14 protein-coding genes and 1 tRNA gene are annotated in these 20,527 nt (G+C 44.3%); 9 read left to right on the plus strand and 6 right to left on the minus strand.

The annotated features are described in order from the left end of the window. Positions 1-351: 351 nt before the first annotated feature. Complete coding sequence (locus tag ACYX4M_RS05685) at positions 352-2,847, plus strand: acylase (protein ID WP_476082229.1); 2,496 nt, start codon at positions 352-354, stop codon at positions 2,845-2,847. Between the two features lie 100 nt (positions 2,848-2,947). On the opposite strand, the gene ACYX4M_RS05690 is transcribed toward ACYX4M_RS05685, so the two are convergent. The 4 genes from ACYX4M_RS05690 to mutY form a co-directional block, all read right to left on the minus strand. After that, complete coding sequence (locus tag ACYX4M_RS05690) at positions 2,948-5,269, minus strand: winged helix-turn-helix domain-containing tetratricopeptide repeat protein (RefSeq protein WP_476082230.1); 2,322 nt, start codon at positions 5,267-5,269, stop codon at positions 2,948-2,950. Positions 5,270-5,731: 462 nt separating this feature from the next. Continuing rightward, positions 5,732-5,807: transfer RNA gene (locus ACYX4M_RS05695), tRNA-Phe, on the minus strand. A gap of 151 nt (positions 5,808-5,958) precedes the next feature. Continuing rightward, positions 5,959-6,231, minus strand: coding sequence for an oxidative damage protection protein (locus ACYX4M_RS05700; RefSeq protein ID WP_025256893.1), 273 nt, complete (start codon positions 6,229-6,231; stop codon positions 5,959-5,961). Between the two features lie 59 nt (positions 6,232-6,290). Then, a complete protein-coding gene (gene mutY / locus ACYX4M_RS05705) occupies positions 6,291-7,358 on the minus strand; it encodes an A/G-specific adenine glycosylase (protein WP_476082231.1) in 1,068 nt (355 codons plus the stop codon). Positions 7,359-7,490: 132 nt separating this feature from the next. On the opposite strand from mutY, the gene ACYX4M_RS05710 reads away from it, so the two are divergent. The 6 genes from ACYX4M_RS05710 (at position 7,491) to arcA (ending at position 14,388) form a co-directional block, all read left to right on the plus strand. Continuing rightward, the gene (locus ACYX4M_RS05710; RefSeq protein ID WP_476082232.1) at positions 7,491-8,195 is read left to right on the plus strand and encodes an alpha/beta fold hydrolase; all 705 of its coding nucleotides are present in this window, start codon (positions 7,491-7,493) and stop codon (positions 8,193-8,195) included. 91 nt (positions 8,196-8,286) lie between these two features. Next, entirely contained in the window at positions 8,287-9,006 is a 720-nt protein-coding gene (trmB, locus tag ACYX4M_RS05715; protein ID WP_476082233.1) for a tRNA (guanosine(46)-N7)-methyltransferase TrmB, read from the plus strand. Continuing rightward, on the plus strand, positions 9,006-10,088 hold the full coding sequence (locus ACYX4M_RS05720; RefSeq protein ID WP_476082234.1) for a methyltransferase: 1,083 nt from the start codon (positions 9,006-9,008) through the stop codon (positions 10,086-10,088). The genes trmB and ACYX4M_RS05720 overlap by 1 nt, the downstream gene beginning before the upstream one ends. 146 nt (positions 10,089-10,234) lie before the next feature. Then, positions 10,235-11,659, plus strand: coding sequence for a glycogen synthase GlgA (gene glgA / locus ACYX4M_RS05725; protein ID WP_476082235.1), 1,425 nt, complete (start codon positions 10,235-10,237; stop codon positions 11,657-11,659). 220 nt (positions 11,660-11,879) lie between these two features. Next, on the plus strand, positions 11,880-13,526 hold the full coding sequence (locus tag ACYX4M_RS05730; RefSeq protein WP_476082236.1) for a sensor histidine kinase: 1,647 nt from the start codon (positions 11,880-11,882) through the stop codon (positions 13,524-13,526). Positions 13,527-13,680: 154 nt separating this feature from the next. Next, positions 13,681-14,388 carry a two-component system response regulator ArcA gene (arcA, locus tag ACYX4M_RS05735; RefSeq protein WP_131093847.1) on the plus strand — a complete coding sequence of 236 codons (708 nt, stop codon included), beginning with the start codon at positions 13,681-13,683 and terminating at the stop codon, positions 14,386-14,388. Between the two features lie 74 nt (positions 14,389-14,462). Here arcA and ACYX4M_RS05740 read toward each other — a convergent pair whose 3' ends face one another. Further along, positions 14,463-17,573 (minus strand): beta-galactosidase, encoded by a 3,111-nt coding sequence (locus ACYX4M_RS05740; RefSeq protein WP_476082237.1) that lies wholly within the window; start codon positions 17,571-17,573, stop codon positions 14,463-14,465. Between the two features lie 104 nt (positions 17,574-17,677). Between ACYX4M_RS05740 and ACYX4M_RS05745 the strand changes: the two genes are divergently transcribed. Then, a complete protein-coding gene (locus ACYX4M_RS05745; protein ID WP_476082238.1) occupies positions 17,678-18,532 on the plus strand; it encodes an AraC family transcriptional regulator in 855 nt (284 codons plus the stop codon). 3 nt (positions 18,533-18,535) lie between these two features. On the opposite strand, the gene pmbA is transcribed toward ACYX4M_RS05745, so the two are convergent. Further along, entirely contained in the window at positions 18,536-19,867 is a 1,332-nt protein-coding gene (gene pmbA, locus ACYX4M_RS05750; RefSeq protein WP_476082239.1) for a metalloprotease PmbA, read from the minus strand. 72 nt (positions 19,868-19,939) lie between these two features. Between pmbA and yjgA the strand changes: the two genes are divergently transcribed. Then, positions 19,940-20,497, plus strand: a complete 558-nt coding sequence (gene yjgA, locus ACYX4M_RS05755) for a ribosome biogenesis factor YjgA (protein ID WP_334058562.1) — start codon at positions 19,940-19,942, stop codon at positions 20,495-20,497. The last annotated feature ends 30 nt before the right edge of the window (positions 20,498-20,527 follow it).

The following is a 20,527-nucleotide window of genomic DNA, read 5'->3' on the forward strand; positions in this document are numbered from 1 at the left end:
ACAACTATCAAACGCTATCAATTACCACTTCAGCAGAGTCGGTTTCATTGTGCTCTTGTTTGTTGCGTTTTTCTTGCTGCTAAACGAATTCAAAGGGCATCTACCAGCAGGAAAACAATTTCGGGCCTCAGGTGATTTGTTTTATTGCTTAGAGAAAGCCGCCCCTACTAGTCAAACGCTGAGGTGCTTACTTGGTTCAGTGTCAACGAATGAAATGCACTGATTTATGACCTAAGGGTTTTGATCAAGATCACTTAGGTTATTTGAAAAAGAGCAAGTATTAGTCTTTTCCGTGATTGTGTTATGCGAAAAGCGATACGGATTGAATTCATCATGCCAAGGGAAATGAAAATGAATTTACTGTCAATATTCAAAAATATAAGCTTTTCACTACTCACCGCCAGCGTATTGTGGGCGTGCAGCGATAGTGAGCCAGATGTACAATCACAGTCCCTCCCCACACCACCTATAAGTGAACAACCCAGTCCAGTCCCTGCATTTGATAACGATGAAAGCTTAGACGCAGATATTCGCTGGACTACTTATGGTGTACCGCATGTGGTTGCTGATAACCTCGAAAGCCTCTCTTTCGGAGTAGGCTATGCTTTCGCAAAGGATAATGTATGCGTAATGGCAGACCAAATTATTAAGTACAACTCTGAGCGAGCAAAATATTTTGGCCCAGATAGAATATTAGGTTCTGGCGACGCTGCACATTTAATCAATGACTTTGGTTTTCTGACTATTGGCATAAGAGATTTAGCAGAGGAAAACTTCGATAGCTTGACTGACAAAACACAATCCATGTTTCATGGCTATGCTAAGGGCTATAACAAGTATATTAACGAACAGGCTAACTCTGTAGATCCTGCATGCGCAGGGCAACCCTGGGTTAAAGACATCGACGGTGTTGATTTACTTACCTACTCACTTGGTGTTGCCTTGCTGCCTGGAGCGGAGAACTTTTTAAGCGCCATGTTCGTTGCCGCACCACCTGGTGTAGATCCACTTCCTAGAGCTAATGAAACTGTGGATATTGCCGCAGTTAAAATACATCCAAGCGTAAACTTTCCAGAGAGAAATCCTCTAAACATGGGTTCAAACGGCTGGGCGTTGGGCAGTGAAATGACCGAGAATGGGATGGGTATGGTATTGGGAAATCCACACTTCCCGTACACTGGCAACCTTAGATTTTGGCAGTTCCACTCTACAATCCCAGGCTACTTAGATGTTATAGGCAGTTCAATAATGGGTTTTCCTGGCGTTGTTAACGTTGGTTTCAATAAAGACTTAGCGTGGACACATACCTTTTCTACAGCCGAACATTTTGTGGTTTATCAATTAGGTATTGATAATGAAGACGAAACGGCAAAAACGCATTTCATTGACGGAAACAAGGAAGCCATCTTAGAGAAACAGCTAGAAATAGAAGTCGCCATAGCACCAAACCAAACTATTTCAATACAAAAAACAAGTTACTACACCAATTACGGACCAATGATTGTCATTCCAGGCCGTTTCGATTGGACCAGCTCACAAGCTTATGCAATCAAAGATGCTAACTTACCAAACTTCGATATTGTTGATCATTGGTTAGCTATGAACGTTGCAACAAGTATGGATGAGTTTAAACAAGCATTTGTGGACTACGATGGCGTGGTTTTTAACAATACCATGGTGGCTTCAAAAGCCGGCGAAGTTTTCTACATTGACGACTCAACGGTACCTGGGTTAAGTGATGTTGCGATTAACGAACTCTCGACTAACCCCACGTTAGCTGCGGCCAGACAATCAGCTGGTTTTACCATTCTACCTGGTACAAGTGCACAGTTTGACTTTAATGGTCCAGTCACATTTGAAAATGCGCCAAAATATAATGGTAACGACTACGTACAAAACTCAAACGATAGCTATTGGCTGAGTAATCTGGAAAACCCTATTACTAATGTTTCACCACTATTTGGTAAAACGGATAATCAACAATCATTACGCTCAAGGATGGCGCACTCGCTTTTACGGAACGCAAGAGGCAGTGACAACAGGTTTTCTCCACACGATGTTGAAGTCGCATTACTTAACAATGAAAGCTATCTAGCTAATGCAATATTGCCCGCACTATTGAGTATCTGCCAAGCCAATAGAGATTCTGTTCTTGATGTAAACGGCACGCCAACTGAACTGGCCGGTGCATGCGATGCACTTTCGGCTTGGGATGGAACAATGAATGCTGACAGTACTGGCGCTCATGTGTTTAGAGAATTCGCTTTTGAATTTGCACGAGAGCCCCAATGGGAAGAACCTTTTAACCCAACAGACCCTGTAAACACACCAAACGGCCTAATTGATAATGCTACAACCTTAAATCAACTTGCATCAGCAGTAGCTAAAATAAAAGCAGCTGACTTTCCCATGAATTCCAAGCTAGGTGATGTACAGTTTGTGGAAAAAAGCCTTGCCAATGGCTTACCCAGTGGTAACAAATTACCTTGGGGCGGTGCACACGATATTGAAGGTGGGTTTAATGTTTTCAACACCGTAACTAGGAACGATGGAACTGAGCTAGCAAGGCATGTATACCCAACCATAGATGCTACAACCACACTCACTGAAGAGGGTTACCATGTAACTTACGGCAGTAGCTGGATGATGATTGTCAACTTTACTGAGCAAGGTCCTATTGCACGAGGTCTTACTACCTATTCTCAGTCAAACTCGAGCACTAGTGAGCACTTTAATGATCAGACACGGCTATATTCAGCACAGCCACAGCTTCGTCCAATTCTATTCAAAGAAGAAGACATCATGGCCAATATCGTTGACCAAGTGAGCCTTTCATCTCGAGAGTAAACTCTGAGCAGCTTGTGGAAAAAACACTACCAACACTAAATAGCCTTGCATTTTTGCAAGGCTATTTAGTCGTCACCGGGGTTAGAAACGCTTCAAAATACTACAACGAATATTTGGCTTTTAGCTGTTCGAACAAGACTCGCTTTTCTCGGCTACTTAGTGCTAAAAATTCGTCTATACGCGCATTAATCTCAGCGCTGCGTTCTGTCTCTCGGGCAATCATTGCGTTAAAACGAGGGTCGGTGGAGAGCGGCTGTAACATTGGGCTTTCCCAGTACATAAAAGGGGATAGTGTAGTTACTGTGCTTTTGCCAAGACCTTGTTCAATTAATTCAAGATGTTTAAATGCGTTATCGAAATCACCGAACATAGTATACGCCTCAGCGTGTGCTAAATGATAATCATAGTCATCCAAATACGATTCGTTTAGCTCAAAAGTGAACACGCTTTCCAATGGTTGTTGCCAGTTTTCTTCATTGCGCAACTGCATTAGGTAAGCCATAAAGGTATGCTGTCTGGGAGACCAAGTCCGTTGCATTGCTCGTATCAGTTTGTCGTAATTACCGTTAATTTGTTCAAGGCTAGCAAACTTAAACATAATTTCAGTGTGTAACTTTGATAACCAAGTTCGATAGGTAATGTTGTTGTCTAATTGAAGTATCAAATCGACAGCTTCATTTGGCGCCACGCGTCCTAAACGAAACAGTTGATAAAAGGGCCCTAATTTTGGGGGTGCTGAGAGCTCTGATATTTGTGAGGTGCTGCCTTCTCTGTTTAATTCCGTTTCTATTCTTATTTTTAGTTCTTTGATAGATGAGCCAGCAATTTTGTTCTCTATCATAAAAGCAAGTATATATGCATCGAAATACTGCTTTTTGTGGAACAAAGCAAATGCCTTATCTGCCACAAAAAATACGCCTGTACCATTTGACATTACATCAGCGAGTTTTTCCCTTACTCTTTTATATGCATCATCGTCATTTTGCGCTGAGAATATTGTTCCCATACTGTAATAGGGCCCAATAACATTTGGATCTAATTCACTAGATTGTTTGTAAAGCTCGAGTGCCTGATCATAGTTGCCTTGGTTTTGATAGAACACCCCCTTTACATATAGCGGTGCCCAGTACTCTGGTGCAAGCGCGATGGCTTTATCAATATATGTTTCCGCTTGCTCAATAGAGCAATTTTTATTATTGAGTTCAGAAAGGACACACGAGAATTGATACAAAGCTTCTGCACCATAATATTCCGCATCAGCAGCATGTAATGCCTTAGCTCTATCGAGCAAACGCCTCGCATCGCTCGTTCCGTTTTCCATTCCACCAAATGCAGAAGACAGTGAATAAAAAGCTGCAAGCGACACCATGGGCGGGTAAAAATCTGGTTGAATTTCAAGCGCCTTTTCGAGGTAAGGTAACGCTTTACCCCATTCAATATAAAGCTGGCTGCGAACCGTCTGCATAGCTTTCAAGTAATTAGCATAGGCGCTAGGCTTAATAATTTGCTGATTGGCATAGCCAATGGGAAGTGCCTTATTATCACCAAGGTATCGGAAGTTGGCGAGTACGCTCTTGTAAATATCTAGAAGACTATCTTCATCAAACCGATGGCGCTCGGTCCACAGTATTTTCTGCGTATCAGCATGGACTAAGGAAATAGCGATGTTTTTTTCATTTTCAACGGTATTTACTGAACCCGTAATAATGTGCGAGACATCCAAGATATCGGCAACATCATCTAGCGACAAACGCGAGTCCAATCTATCAACCGCCTGTGGCGATGCCACTTTTATTTGATTTTGAAAACTAATCTGCATAGCAATTTCGTAGCCAAACCCCTCGGCCAGAGTTTCTAACTCAGGATCTGCACCAATTGCTTCAAATGGCAAAACTGCAATGCTGTCAATATAGTCTGGCACGAATTTGTAATAAGCCCAGTAGCTCATTACGCCTAGTATGAGTATAAACATCGCTGAAAGCGCGGCGGAATGTTTGGTTAGCCAGCGAACTTGCGTATTCGATTGCTTTGCGGGGTTGCTGGTATACTTTACTTCGTCACTATCGTTTCGGTTTATAAATTTTTCAGGTGCACTAAAGGCGCCATCTAACACAGCTCTATTTAGCATGTAGCCGCGTTTAGGAACGGTTTTTATGGCTTTTTCAGCGCCATTTTTGAACTCTCTTAATGCCTTACGAATGTCGGATACGGCACGAGTCAGTGACTCGTCTGCGCCGTAGCGACCAGGCCAAACAATGTCTAATATCTGCTCTTTTTCAACCAAGCAGTCTGCGTTTTCAGCAAGAAGTGCGAACACCTGTGTACATTTCGGCGATAATCGAATCTGATGATTGTGCTTCAAATAATGAAGAGATGTGTTTAGCGTTAAACTGCCAAAACTGTATGTTTCCTTAATGTCCATTATCACCATTCCTTTTATCGAGCCGAGACCAATAAAAGATAGTTTGCGGCAAATCTACAGGCATATTTGCTTGTCTTCTTAAACACGAGAAACAGAGCTTCAAGAAAACGTTTACCCCCACTGCCACTTTTATTGTTTGTTTTATAAAAAGTATATTACTAGACAACCGGCGCGTACTCATTCATTACTCGCCGATATAAAAAACAGTGAGATTAGTTAGTTAAAAAATAGATTTTAGTCTAAAAAAAACATGAAGAAATGCCAGCTTTATGGATAAAAAACCCACAAAAACACTACTAAAGTATAATTTATCAAACAGAGCGACTAAGTTTCTTCGTCAAAACGATGGAGATATTTTCGGTAACAATGCTCGTGCAGCCGCAGGGGCACGTTTGCGTGTATCTGGTTTTTTCAACCGCCGGAATCAAAAAAGCCCTCGCATTTCTGCAAGGGCTTCAATAATGGTGCCTCGACCCGGGATCGAACCAGGGACACGCGGATTTTCAATCCGCTGCTCTACCAACTGAGCTATCGAGGCTGAAACTTGTTAGCGTTCTAGGCGTTTACTGCCTGTCCTGCTGTGGGTGCGTATTAAACGGTTTTCGCCTTCACAAGTCAACCGTTTTTCTCGCTTTTTTTGCGCTTTTATTACTGTTTGCACATTGTTTGCTCAAAAAACGCTTTTTTGCTTATTTTTCAGGCGGAACATAGCCTTCAATTGTAGGTTCTACATCGTCAAACAAGTATGCTGACATTTTTTCTTCTAAAAATGAGCGAGCATTCGGCTCCATCATATTTAACTTATGTTCATTAATCAGCATGGTCTGTTTCTTTTGCCATTCAGCCCATGCTTCTTTAGAAATGTTGTCGAAAATACGCTTACCTAATTCGCCCGGGTAAAGTTGGAAATCTAAGCCGTCAGCTTCTTTTTGAAGTTTGCGACAAAATACCGTTCTTGCCATGTTATTTCCTTTCGTTCGCTATCTACTTAGCAATAAATAATACATTGGGCTTGAAAAGCCTAACGCATTAACTGCTGAATAATCTTGGTTGTAGGTGCCGCTAAACCAACTTCAATAGGCTCGTTCAACGAAAACCAGCGATATGCCGTTTCGGCTACGCGCTTTGTTGGAGCAGAGTTTACCACGGCCACTACCGGGGTGATATCTAAATGAAAATGGCTAAAGGTATGGCGGAACCCTTCAAGCTCTCGGGTTTCCTCAACATTGATGCCCCGTTTATTAAACTGCTCAAGTCCCTCTTCTATCGAGGGTACTTCGATAAAACCGTACAAGCCGCCCCAGAGGCCTGTTGAGGGGCGCTGCTCTAAATACACTTGGCTATTGAACTGTGCCACCATCATATAGGTGGACTTCTCGGGCAGCGCCTTTTTCGGCTTTTTGCCCGGGTACTCGGTTTGCGCACCTTGGGCATAGGCTATACAGTCGGGCTGAAGTGGACACTCATCACACTTCGGTTTGCTTCGCGTACATATCATCGCGCCCAAATCCATCATCACTTGGGTATAGTTGGCGCAACGTCCACCTGCTGGGTTGCTAGGCGTGTTTTTCTCGGCCACCTCCCAAAGTTGGTTTTCCACTTTTTTCTGCCCCGGCCACCCGCTTATCGCATAGTAACGCGCCAGCACACGCTTCACATTGCCATCTAAAATAGCAAAGCGCATATTGCGAGATAGGGAAAGTATCGCCCCAGCGGTAGAGCGCCCTATACCGGGCAAATCCACGACTTCTTCAAGAGAATAGGGAAACTCTCCGTTGTATTTGTCTACCAACATATTGGCAGCTTTATGGAGGTTCCTGGCTCTCGCGTAGTAGCCTAGCCCCGTCCAATGATGAAGTACGTCGTCTTGAGATGCCTTTGCCAAATCATGTACGGTGGGAAATGATGCCATAAAACGTTCAAAGTAAGGAATTACCGTGGTAACTTGGGTTTGCTGCAGCATAATTTCCGACACCCATACTTTATAAGGCGTCACGTCTTGCTGCCAGGGCAAATGCTTTCGCCCGTGTTTATCAAACCATGCAAGCACTCGCTCAGAAAAGCCACTGGTATATTGTTGTTCTGTCATAATTGTCTGTATGGGTATTTGCTAAATATTCGTTTTTCATTAAAGCGTGGCCGCTTTCTGCATAGCAGACCATTCATTAAAAGGCGCGCTATGGTAGCATGTAACCAGCCAGTTTATTGTTAAGGAGCACACGTGTCTGTGCAGCACCCTGTTTTATTTTTCCCCGGTACGCTTTGCGACGAACGCGTGTTTTTGCCGCTTTGGCGAACCTTGCATATTTCGCAACGTCGCTATGTGCCACTTCAATGGGCAGCATCGCTAGAGGAAATGCTGGCACTAAGTGAAGATCGCATTTTAGATGACGAAAAAGTGCACCTTGTGGGTTACTCCATGGGCGGATTTATAGCTGCGCTAGTGGCACAGCGCAATCCCGCCAATATAGCCTCGGTTACGTTAATCGGCTACAACCCAGAAGGCTTATCAAAAGAAGAAATTGCTAAGCGTAAGCAGTTAACCACTATGCTTAAGCAAGGACACTTTAAGCCCGATAACGATGCATACCTTTCACGGTTTATTCACCCTTCACGTTTGAACGATGAAGATGTGGCTGGCGTTGTAAAATCAATGGCACAAGATTTAGGCAAAACAACATTGCTTAATCACACGCTAGCCACCACGCCACGAGAAAGTACCGTTGAAGCACTCGCAAGGATCAATGTGCCAGTGACGTTTATCACTGCACAACAGGATGCGATTGCCCCTGCAGAAGCAATACAGCAACTTAAAAGCGTGTTGCCTAAAGCAAGCTTCCATACCGTAAGTGATGCAGGGCATATGCTAGTACTTGAGCAAACTGACGCTGTGGCGTCTATTATTGCAAAACAAATTAGCGTATAAAATTACAGCATTTTTACCACGATAGCGTTGCATAAGCCGTGGGTAAGTGGATAATGCGCCACCAGAAAATTGGGTAAGAAAGGCATTGCAAATGAGGCAATTCAAAAGTCAGGCGGAAGCAGAAGCCGCTGGAGTATACGTAAGCAAGGTAAAAAGCTTCGTCAAACGCGAAGGTAGACTTACTAAAGCACAAGAAAAGGCGCTGGAAGATCACTGGCCAACCAAGGGCATTGACTATATTGATGCCCCCTTGTCGTTACCAGAGTTGTTTGGCCGAAACGCAGATGTGGTTGTGGAAATTGGCTTTGGCATGGGTAAGTCTTTAGTTGAAATGGCAGCGAACGCACCTGAGAAAGATTTTATTGGCATTGAAGTGCATCGCCCTGGGGTTGGCGCATGCTTATCTGATGCTAATGAGCAAGGCGTTGAAAATTTGCGTGTTATGGAGCATGACGCGGTAGAAGTGCTTAAGAATATGATTCCAGATGGTTCATTGTCTCGCCTGCAGTTGTTTTTCCCAGATCCTTGGCATAAAAAGCGTCACCATAAGCGCCGTATCGTACAGCCTGAATTTGTTGAATTAGTTCGCACTAAATTAGCTATTGGCGGATGCTTTCATATGGCGACCGACTGGGAACAGTATGCTGAGCATATGTTAGAGGTCATGACCCAAGCTGAGGGCTACACTAATACTGCAACCGATGGCGATTATGTACCTCGTCCGGACTACCGTCCAATCACCAAGTTTGAAACTCGCGGCCAAAAACTCGGCCATGGTGTGTGGGATCTAATTTTCGAGCGTACTAAGTAATGATTTTATCTCCTCAAAGCCAGCTGTTAGAACGTAATATCGCGCTTTTCGATGAAGGCCAGTGGGCATTTATTAACCCTACTGACGCGTATTTCCTAGACGGTCTTAAATCGCATAACGTAACGGTTCTTCACCAGTATTTCGACATTTTTTCGGAATGCGTGCGCGTGATTCCCTCTGTATCGTTTGATAGCAGAGACATTACGCACACAGGCTTTGAGGTGACGCAAAAGGTTGGAAATCATACCCATATTTTTGCGCCTTTCTTGGCTTTAGAAAAATCTCACACTGACGTGATGATTTTCTTACCTAAAGCAAAAACCCATTTTCAGATGTTACTGCGAATGGCCGCAAGCATGGTTGGCCAAAATGGTCATATCCATGTAGTTGGTGAAAACAAAGGTGGCATTAAAAGTGCCGCTAAGTTGATGCAGCAATATGGCCCTACGCAAAAAGTTGATTCGGCGCGCCACTGCAGCCTTATTACCGTAATGGTAGAAGAGCCCCATCTTGCCTTTGAACCCGATGCTTGGCTTGACATGAACACCTACCAAGTTGAAGGTACCACTTGGCAAGTTGCCTCCATGCCTGGCGTTTTTAGTTATAAAGAACTGGATGCGGGAACAGAGTTACTGCTAGAAAAACTTTCGACCTCCCTGAGCGGTGAAATTTTGGATTTCGCATGTGGTGCGGGTGTGATTGCTAGTTACATCATGCTGAAATATCCACATTTAAAGCTACACCTTACCGATGTGAGTGCACTTGCCGTTTACTGTAGCGCAATTACCCTTGCAGAAAATGGATTATCAGCAACACTTTACGCTGCCGATGGTTTGCACGGTTTTACCCAAAAAGTACAGCATATTGTCACCAACCCACCGTTTCACACCGGCATTAAAACTGACTACACCATCACTAAGCGATTTATCTCAGATGCAAAGGCAACATTAAGCCGTGGTGGCACTATGCAAATGGTAGCAAACCGATTTTTGCCCTACCCAGGTTTGCTCGCTGAGCACTTCCAAACAGTTTATACCACAGCACAAACATCGCAATTTTCCGTTTATCAGGCAGCTTTGTAATTAAAAAAGCCATTAGCTTGTGCTAACTTAGCCCATCTACCTGTTGCTTATGCCATTGTAGATACTTCACAATGGCACTCAGCGCTTTCCATATACTCTATTGAAGCATGACGAGTGCACTACGTGTACGCTCTGGGAGATTAACTGTGAATATTGTATTTGCTATTTCAGAAGTTGAAGAGTTAGTTAAAACTGGCGGACTTGCTGACGTTGGCAAAGCGCTTCCTCTCGCACTACATAGTTTAGGCGAAAACATCACCATAATAATGCCGTATTACCAAGTACTGGCAGAGCAATTGAATCTACCCACGGTAACCGAGCAACAAACCCTGTTTACTGAAGGGCATGTCTACCATTTCGATATTCGCTATATGCAATGGCACGGCATTCCAATTTACTTTGTAGACGCGCCTGACTATTTTATGCGTGCGGGGCTATATGCCAATGCCTTTGAAGCGTATGAAGATAATGGCGAGCGCTTTAGTTTATTCAGCGGCGCTGTTCTTCAAACACTAAAAGCGATTGATAAAAAGCCGGATATTATTCACTGCCACGATTGGCACACAGCTATGCTTCCGTTTTTACTTACTCATGACAAATCTGGGTATTTCGATGGCACAAAAACAATATTTACTATTCACAATGCCGCGTTCCAAGGCGTACACAAACTAGAAACCATCCCGTTTCTTCGGCATCACCCTAACATTTTGGCGCAAGTACACGGTGGCTACATCAACATGTTGCAAAGCGGTATTGAGTATGCCTCGAAAGTGACGACAGTGAGCCCAAACTACGCAAGGGAACTGCTTACCGACTTAGGTAGTCACGGGCTTCACGAACGCCTTGTAAACCGTCAGGCTGATTTAAGCGGTATTCTTAACGGGTGTGATTATACGCAGTGGAACCCAGAAACAGATACGTTTCTACCAGAGCATTACAACGTAGAGAACCTTCACCCAAAAACTACCTGTAAGCGAGTGTTACAAGAAAAGTCAGGGCTGCCTGAGAGTAGCAATATTCCGCTTATTGGAATGGTATGCCGCCTAACAGAACAAAAAGGCTTTGGATATATACTGCCCATTTTAGACGACCTAATTAAGCATAATATCCAAATAGTTATTGTAGGCACTGGCGATCCTAAAGTGTGTATGGACTTGGGTGAATTTGCCCAACAACATCCTGAAAAATTCGCATTTATTAACGGGTTTAGTTCAGAGCATGCACACCTTGTAGAAGCGGGCGCCGACTTTTTTCTTATGCCTTCGCAATTTGAGCCATGCGGATTAAACCAAATGTACAGCCTGGCCTACGGCACTATCCCAATTGTGCGCTCCGTAGGAGGGCTTAAAGACACGGTCATCGACTATAGCAACGATAGTGAAGGTACAGGGTTTGTGTTCGATGAACCTACGCCTCATGCTTTGTTAGCTTGTATTCGACGTGCTCTACTGGCTTTCTATGAAGATACGGGCAAATTCAGAGCGATGCAGCAACGAGGAATGCGAACTAGGTTTACGTGGGAAGCGGCCGCTGAAAGTTACCATCAGCTATATTTATCTGCGGTTAACTAGGCGTTAATTCTGTGGTGTTTTTTCGTACGTGAACAGTTTTTTTGTTCCTATTATTCATCATATTTAGTAGCACTAGAAGCGCGACAAAACGTTAACTGATGAATGTTATAGCACTAAAATCTTTTACATTAATTATTGGTTATGAACACCTTTCTTTTTGGCCATTTTTGCGCCACTATTAAAAAATGAACGACGTGAATGGACATTGCGCTAGGCGGGTATGACGGACAGAGCAGTAAAGCTTTCAATAAGAAGCCTCTTTCTATGGGTGGTGATGTCTATTGCTACCTTTTCTCTTGCAGTGCTATCAGGTCTTGCCGTTTATACGCAAATAAAAACTTATCGACATGAACTAGAATCTAACGCAATCATGCTCACCAAATTGGTCGCAAGAAGCTCATCTACCTACCTTTATGATGAAACTCCTGAGCGTATTGAAGCTGCACTAAATAACCTTGTGGCAGCAGAGCAAGTACTCAATGCTCACGTTTACAAAGCGCAAAACGATACACTCCAGCCAGAAATATTTGCTTCGTACAATAAAGAGGGCCAGCTTTTATTAGGTGGTAAGGAAAACCAGCTAGCTTCGATGGTTATGAACCCGTTGCTAACAGATAACGGGCATTACCTTGAACTCAGTGCAAAAGTATTCGACCCAGAAACCAATATCCAGCTGGGGTGGGTGTATCTAAGGGTTTCATCTGAAAACTTCAACCAGTTGGTTGGGAAATCGATTTGGCTTAATTTAGCGGTAGCCCTAGTGCTGTTGGCAATAAGCTTTTACTCGGCACTTAAAATGCAGCGCGTCGTAACCGGTCCAGTTGAAAGCATAGCCAACTTTTTGCAGCGCACGTCGCGTCAGCGTGATTATTCAGCGCGCGCTAGTGGCTCTAGCATTAAAGAACTCGACATTCTAGCTGATGCAGTCAACGTTATGCTGCTTCGCATCCAAGAGTATATGCAGAAACAAAGGCAGGCAGAGGAGCAACACAGAAAACTTAATGCCAGCCTTGAAGATATGGTCAGCCATCGAACAACCGCGCTTAAAGACGCGAACCAAGAGCTTATTCAAACGCTAGAGAAGCTACATCAATTCCAGCGTCAAATTGTACAAAATGAAAAAATGGCTTCCCTCGGTGACATGGTTGCCGGTGTCGCCCATGAAGTTAATACACCAATAGGCTTAGGCGTTACTGCATCGACCATGATGTTAGATAGGCTAGCGGTTATTCAGAAAGACTTTGAAAATAAAACATTGAAAGCCAGTGCAATGAAGCGCTTCTTGGATGAAAGTAACGAAAACCTCAATATTATTTACCGCAATTTGAACAGAGCTGCTGAGCTTATCAGTAGTTTTAAGCAGGTTGCCGTAGATCAAACCTCAGAATCTAGTAGAAGTTTTTGCGTTGTACAGCTAGTTAATGAGATACTGTTGTCATTGCAGCCTCGATTAAAAAAATTAAAACACAACATCAACGTAAATTGCGACCCTACCCTTAGCGTTGAAACAAAGGCTGGCCCTATAAATCAAATTTTGATTAATTTAATCATGAATTCGGTTATTCACGGGTTTGAATCCGTGGATGAAGGCACAATTGATATTCGTGCCGAGTTGGTTAGCAGCGACAAGCTCAAGCTTGTTTATACCGATAACGGAAAAGGTATTCCCTCCGAGATCCGCAAACGGATATTCGATCCTTTTGTTACCACGAAGCGTGGGCAAGGCGGTTCTGGACTGGGAATGCATTTAGTGTACAACTTAGTAACGCAAGCCCTCAATGGCTCAATAGCGATTACCAGCGAGGAAGGTAACGGGGTGGAATTTGTGATTATCTTTCCCGTTGTTAATGCGAAAACATCAGAATAGTTGTATAAAGGCTGAACTTTTCTTGATTTTTATTGGCTAACCCCAATACCTTAGCAGTAAGAATATTCACAAGTTGCTTGCAATCAAGTACATGGATATTAAAATTTAACCAGTTAGTTGCTTAAATCGTATTTTAGAAAGAGTGTAAAACACCATGCAGACGCCAAATGTGTTAATTGTTGAAGATGAGGTGGTAACCCGTACCACGCTTAAGAGTTTATTTGAAGCGGAAGGGTATAATGTATTTGAAGCCGAAAATGGTGATCAAATGCATGATTTCTTCGAGAATCACGCTATCAATTTGGTTATCATGGACATCAACCTTCCAGGCAAGAACGGCCTGATTTTGGCTCGTGAAGTGCGTGACCGTAAAAACGTTGGCCTTATCTTCCTAACGGGTCGCGATAACGACGTTGATCGCATCCTAGGCCTTGAAATTGGCGCAGACGATTATCTGACTAAGCCTTTCAACCCCCGTGAATTAACGATTCGCGCGCGCAACTTACTGTCTCGTACAACAAACTCTTCAGAAGATGACGATTTACCAAGCCGTGTAAGCTTCAACGGTTGGACGCTTGACGGCGACAGCCGCTCATTGATTTCTCCTAGCGGTAAAGAATTCCGTCTACCTCGTAGTGAATTCCGTGCGCTACACCTTTTCCTAAGCAACCCAGGTAAGATCCTTACCCGTGAGCAGCTAATTATGGAAATGACGGGTCGCGAGCTTCGTCCGAATGACCGTACGGTCGACGTAACTATTCGTCGTATTCGTAAGCACTTCGAGTCAGATCCAACAGATGAAGAATTGATTGTAACTATCCACGGCGAAGGTTACCGTTTCTGCGGTCAGGTTGACGGCTAAGACGTTGCCTGAACAAGTTTTGAATTAATAAAAAGCCGCTATGTAGCGGCTTTTTTGTGCGTGAAGGTATCTGGCTAGCCAACAGTAGTCTTAAAGCATACTGCGTAACGGATATGCTTCTCTTCCAGTAAGAAGGCTTTGTGCGTGCTCGGGCTCCATGAGTCATCACCACCAACGCCCATATGCGCATGGTCAATGTAAACAAACACACAGTCTTGAGGTACTAAATCATAGGTATGCTTTGCCCTATCCAACTGTGCTTGCCCATATTCACTTACGCTGAAATGGAACCGCCCGCTGGCATTTAATTCGCCGATAGCCAGTTCTTTACAGTTACTGCGCAAGCCATTATCCGTAGGGAATATATAGCGCGTTTGCATTCCTTCTACAGGCAAAGTGTAGTGACCATAGCGTGCCGCTGCTTTTCTGTCTGGGTAATTCTCAAACGGTCCTAGCCCTTTCCAATTAACCTGCATGTGCTCTTGGGTCAAAGGCACTGCCATTTGCATACCAATACGCGGCATCGGCGGTAAGCCATCATCCAATAACACCTCTACTTCTACTGAAAGCTCAGCTTGTGTATTTACGGTATAAATCCACTTGGTTGCCGCCACCAGCTTTTCTGAATGACTATATTGAAATAACGACGTTATACGCACGCTTTGCGCGCCCTGCTCAACGTTTACGCCCGTGCAAGTGCGTGTCCATTCACCAATACCTGCACGACGCCAGCGAGACTCCCACGCGTTCGGGTCAGGATTATCAACTTCGCTTACCCCAATGTCGTTATCTAGCGGCGCTCTGAAGAAATTGTCCTCTAGCGGCGCGCTAAGCATTTCCTCCGCGCCTTTAAGCCACGAGGTTAATAGCCCGCTTTCACTATTGAAACTAAATATGTTGTTTTGAACATTTACCAGCAGCATCCCGTCTTGGGCCTCAACAACTACTTCACTTTTGTCGTCCTGTTCATTAAAAGAAAACGGGACCATACCGCACATATTGGTTAGTGCTAACTGCGCAGTGTCCATAACATGCCCTGCACCAGCCCACGCGCAGTCATTTGCTGTTACAACGTCAATATTTAAATGATACTCAGCCCCTGCTCTAAACGTAATTTCGGGGGTTAGGGTCAGCATTTGTGCTTGTTGCGGACCTATATTTATTTCAAGCTCGCCCTTTGCATTAGCAATGGGTTTTCCGTTTTCTAGTACTTGCCAACACAACAACTCATTATCTGTATGTCTAAATAGATAATCGCTGCTTACGGTTAGCTCAAACTTTTTATCTTTTTCAACCAGCGAGAAGCTTAAGTGCTGCTGACAGTATTTTGCTTCAAACAAATGGGGGTGAGGCGTTCTGTCTGGGAACAGCAATCCGTTGATACAGAATTGACGGTCGTTATCGGTATCACCGAAGTCGCCACCGTAAGCCCAGTAAGCTTCACCACTGTCGGTGTACTTAGTTAACCCTTGGTCAACCCAGTCCCAGATAAAGCCGCCCTGAAGACGTGGATAGTCTTTAAATGCCTTCCAATATTCATCAAAGCTTCCCAAACTGTTACCCATAGCGTGGGCGTACTCGCATAAAATAACGGGGCGGTTTTCACCGGGCATCGACAGCCATTTCTTGATAGCCCATTTAGGTACAGCATCGTCTTTTACATCCGTATCTACCCGTGCATACATAGGCGCGATAATGTCTGTAGCCGTAGTGTCGGCACCACCACCTTCATATTGCACAGGTCGAGATGGGTCAAATGACTTCGCCCAGCCATACATGGCATCATGGGTAGGCCCATGTCCACATTCGTTGCCTAATGACCAAATGATGATACAAGGGTGGTTTTTGTCCCGTTCAACCATTTGGGTAAAGCGGGCCATGTAAGCGCCTGCCCAAAGCGGGTCGCGAGACAACCTACCCATGGGAAACATACCGTGGGTTTCGATATTCGCTTCATCTACCACATAGAGCCCATATTCATCGCAAAGCTCGTACCAGCGAGGGTGATTTGGATAATGAGCGGTACGCACAGCATTAAAGTTGTTTTGCTTTAATAGCTTGATGTCTTCAAGCATGTCATCTTCGTTGATCGCATGACCTTTTAACTGATGATGCTCATGTCGGTTTACCCCGCGAATAAGGACAGCTTTGCCATTAACCAATAGCTGACCGTTTCTCATTTCAACGTTTCTAAAGCCAACGTTATAGGCCTCAACATCAACAGCGTTGCCATTATCATCAATAAGCGATACCACAATGCGGTACATATTAGGGGTTTCAGCAGTCCAGTGCTTGGGCTCTTTCACATCTAGTGTTTGAAAAACCACATCATCCCAACCGCCCTTTTCATCAATACGCTTATTGTTGGTACCGGTAATAACTTTCTCGGTAACAGCGTTATCACCATCAAAAAGCTGGATACCCACTTTAAAGGTAGATGGCGCATTGATGGCAGTACGAACCGAAACCGTAGCGTCACGGTAGCAGGCATCAAGCTTTGGTGTAACGAACACATCTTGAATGTGATGCTGAGGCTTGGTGACCAAGTTAACGTCGCGAAAAATACCGCTAAGCCACCACATATCTTGGTCTTCTAAATAGCTACCGTCAGACCATCTGATCACCATTACGGCCAGGCGGTTTTCCCCCTCGACTAAAAGGCGGGATAAATCGAATTCGGCCGGTAGTCGGCTGTCTTGAGAATAGCCTACGTACTCAGAGTTGCACCACAAGTGAAACGCGCTATTTACTCCTTCAAAGACAATATGGTTGCGCTGTTTTAACTCATCTTTGGTAACGTTGAACGTAGTGCGATAGCAACCCGTTGGATTCTCGCTGGGAACCACAGGTGGGTTCACCGCGAAGGGATATTTCACGTTACAGTAAATCGGCTTGTCGTGACTTTGCAGCTGCCAGTTAGAAGGTACCGCAATAGGCTGCCAATTAGCGGACTCGTCATCGCTTAATGTTTTAGAAAGCAGGCTTTCAGGTACTTTTGCTGGAGCTTCAAATAAACGGAAATCCCACTGGCCGTTTAAACTACGCTTTTGCGCATTGGTATTATGCAATGCATCTTCTAGCGTTTTATATCCATGATGTGGACTGTGGGCACTGATCCGGTTTCTTTGAAACACAACTGGGTTTTGCCAATCGTTTTGAGCCACTACTTGCGCAACATTAAGCATGTCATATCCTTTACTTTTTCATTAAGCGAAATATAGCTAACTTTCCTCAAATCCTTTATGCTCTAATCTTACATATATTTATCCAAAACTATCATTTTACATTTATGCAACCTAGCTTCAGAGACATTGTAGATATTGGCCCCAATTGCTTCGAACGCTTTATAGATAGCAGTAACGCGCCAGAAATCAGTGATCTAGGCATTGAACTGGCAGGATGCTCTAACTTATCAGGGAACTATACAGTGGGGCGTGTTTCTCCGCCTAACCATACCTTGTTCTATAGCATCAAGGGGCAAGGAAAGTTTCGCGTTCCATCAGGCGAACTGCAGCTACATGAAGGGCAGCTTATTATTTTACCTGCTGGACAAAGCTTTGAAGTTTCCATCATCAGCGAGCAGTGGGACATAATTTGGGTAAATTTAGCTAATGTCGAGCGCTGGAAGTCATTTAGAAAAAGCGATGCGCTGGTTGTAGATAACGCCATGCTAGAAGGACTGCATCACGCCATGGAACTTGTGTATTTGGAACGCGACCTTGAGAACCGTCGCGCTGCCATGCAGTTTGTTTCTCGTTATCTGTTCCGTATAGCAGATGCTCCATTAGGTAAAAAGCCTGCCAGTGACGATAAGGAGCGACGTCAAATAAGTCGAGTACATGCACTGTTTTCAGTGGTGGATAAACAGCTACAGTTTGACTGGGATATGAAAAGCTTAAGTGAGAAGGCCCATTATTCTGCTCCTCACCTTCATAGGTTGTGTTTACAAGTATACGGACGAAGCCCAAAACAGCACGTTATCCATTTGCGTATGACACGAGCCAAAAGCTTATTATTAAGCACACAGTGGCCCGTTTCCTATATTGCCAGCTATGTGGGTTACGCAAATGTATTTACGTTCTCGAAACGCTTTAAGAAGTCCACCGGGCTGTCTCCTTCAGCGTTTCGAGAAAACGCGAACTAGGAACTAGCTGCCCGCTATCTTCATTTGGTCAATGAGCACAGAGCCAGTCTGTACACTGCCGCGCACATCTTTTTCAGCGCCAATTGCCACAATGCCTTTGAACATATCTTTTAGATTACCGGCAATGGTTACTTCATGGACGGGATATTGAATAATGCCATTCTCGACCCAGTATCCCGCTGCGCCGCGCGAGTAATCACCCGTCACACCATTAACGCCTTGCCCCATAAGTTCGGTCACAAATAGTCCTGTGCCCATTTCTTTAAGCAGGTCAGCGTCGCTATGTCCTGTATCGCCTACTAGCCAATTGTGAATACCACCAGCATGACCATTAGAGCGGGTGTTTAGCTTACGCGAGGAGTACGTAGTATAAAGATATGTGGCCAACTTGCCTGCGTCTACAATAGTCATATCTGAACAGGCTACACCTTCGTTGTCGAAGCTAGAACTTGCCAAGCCGCCTTTAATAAACGGGCGCTCTTCAATATTAAGCCACTCAGGGAAAACCTGTTTGCCAAGGCTATCAAGTAAGAAACTAGAACGACGATAAAGGCTGCCGCCGCTGATAGCACCGACATAATGACCGAACAAACTAGAAGCAATATCTCGGTGTAAAAGTACAGGTACGTTCGCCGTATTAATCTTACGGGCGCCTAAGCGGTCTACAGTGGCTTTTGCAGCGTCAATGCCTACAGCACTTGCTGATTGCAGCAAAGAGGCTTTGCGGCTTACCGTGTAAGCGTAATCGCGCTGCATATCGTCATCTTGTGCGCCAATTACCATACAGCTTAGTGAATAACGGCTGCTAGGATAACCTGCATTAATACCGTGCGTGTTGCCGTACACGCGCATACCTAGATTTGCGTTATACGACGCGCCATCTGAATTTGTGATACGCGAGTCGTAATTCATTGCTGCAGTTTCGGCCTCAATAGCAGTTTTAATGGCCTTTTCAGTATCTAACTCTTCGGGGTGATACAGGTCTAAATCTGGGAATTCAGTAGCAATAAGGTCAGCATCGGCCAAACCTGTACAAGGATCTTCACTGGTGTAACGTGCAATATCGACGGCCTTTTCTACCGCCAGTGTTAATGCTGCTTTGCTTAAATCAGCGGTAGAAGCACTGCCTTTTCGCTTACCTACATATACGCTAATACCTAAGCCACCGTCGTTGGTAAATTCAACGTTTTCAACTTCTTGCATACGTGAAGATACGGCGATGCCCTGCACTTTAGACATGCTGGCTTCGGCTTGTGTAGCGCCTTTTGAAACGGCTAATTTTAGTACATCATCTACGACATTTTGAATGTCGGCTAACTGCTGCTCAATTTGCATAGTAAGTTTCGCTGTCTTAATTCGACTGTGATAGTTACAATTTAGCTAAAGTGTAACACTAATGAGTTTGAAATGAGTGATCAGAAATACAATTCTCCTGAAGATCCTTACTTCGAAGATGCGCAAGCAGATGAGTTCGAAGAGGAAGAGTTTGTCAGTAAAACTGAGCTAAAGCGTCAAGCAAAAGAGCTCCACAAGCTAGGTGAAACCTTAGTTAACTTAACCGATGCAAACATCGCCACTATTCCTATGGATGAAGAGCTGGCCGATGCGGTTGCTATTGCCCGTAAAGTTAACAAGAAAAAAGACGGTTATCGACGTCAGCTTCAGTTTATTGGTAAAGCACTACGTAATCGCGATACTGCCGACATAGAAGAGGCGCTAGCTAAACTTACCCACCAGCATCAAGCTGCAAACGCGGCTTTTCATGCGCTAGAGAAAGCCAGAGAAGCGGTAATTGAGCAGGGCGACCCAGCTATTCAGAAGTTAATTGAAGCGCACCCTGAACTTGACCGCCAGAAGCTGCGTCAATTTCATCGCCAAATTAAGAAAGAGCGTGAAAAGAATGCGCCACCTAAGGCGTTCAGAGAGTTATTTCAATATTTGAAAGACGTTATTCACGAAGATTAATGGTCTATAATTACACTAATATCTACATCA

The organism is Alteromonas sp. ABV4_150 (genome assembly GCF_056311745.1).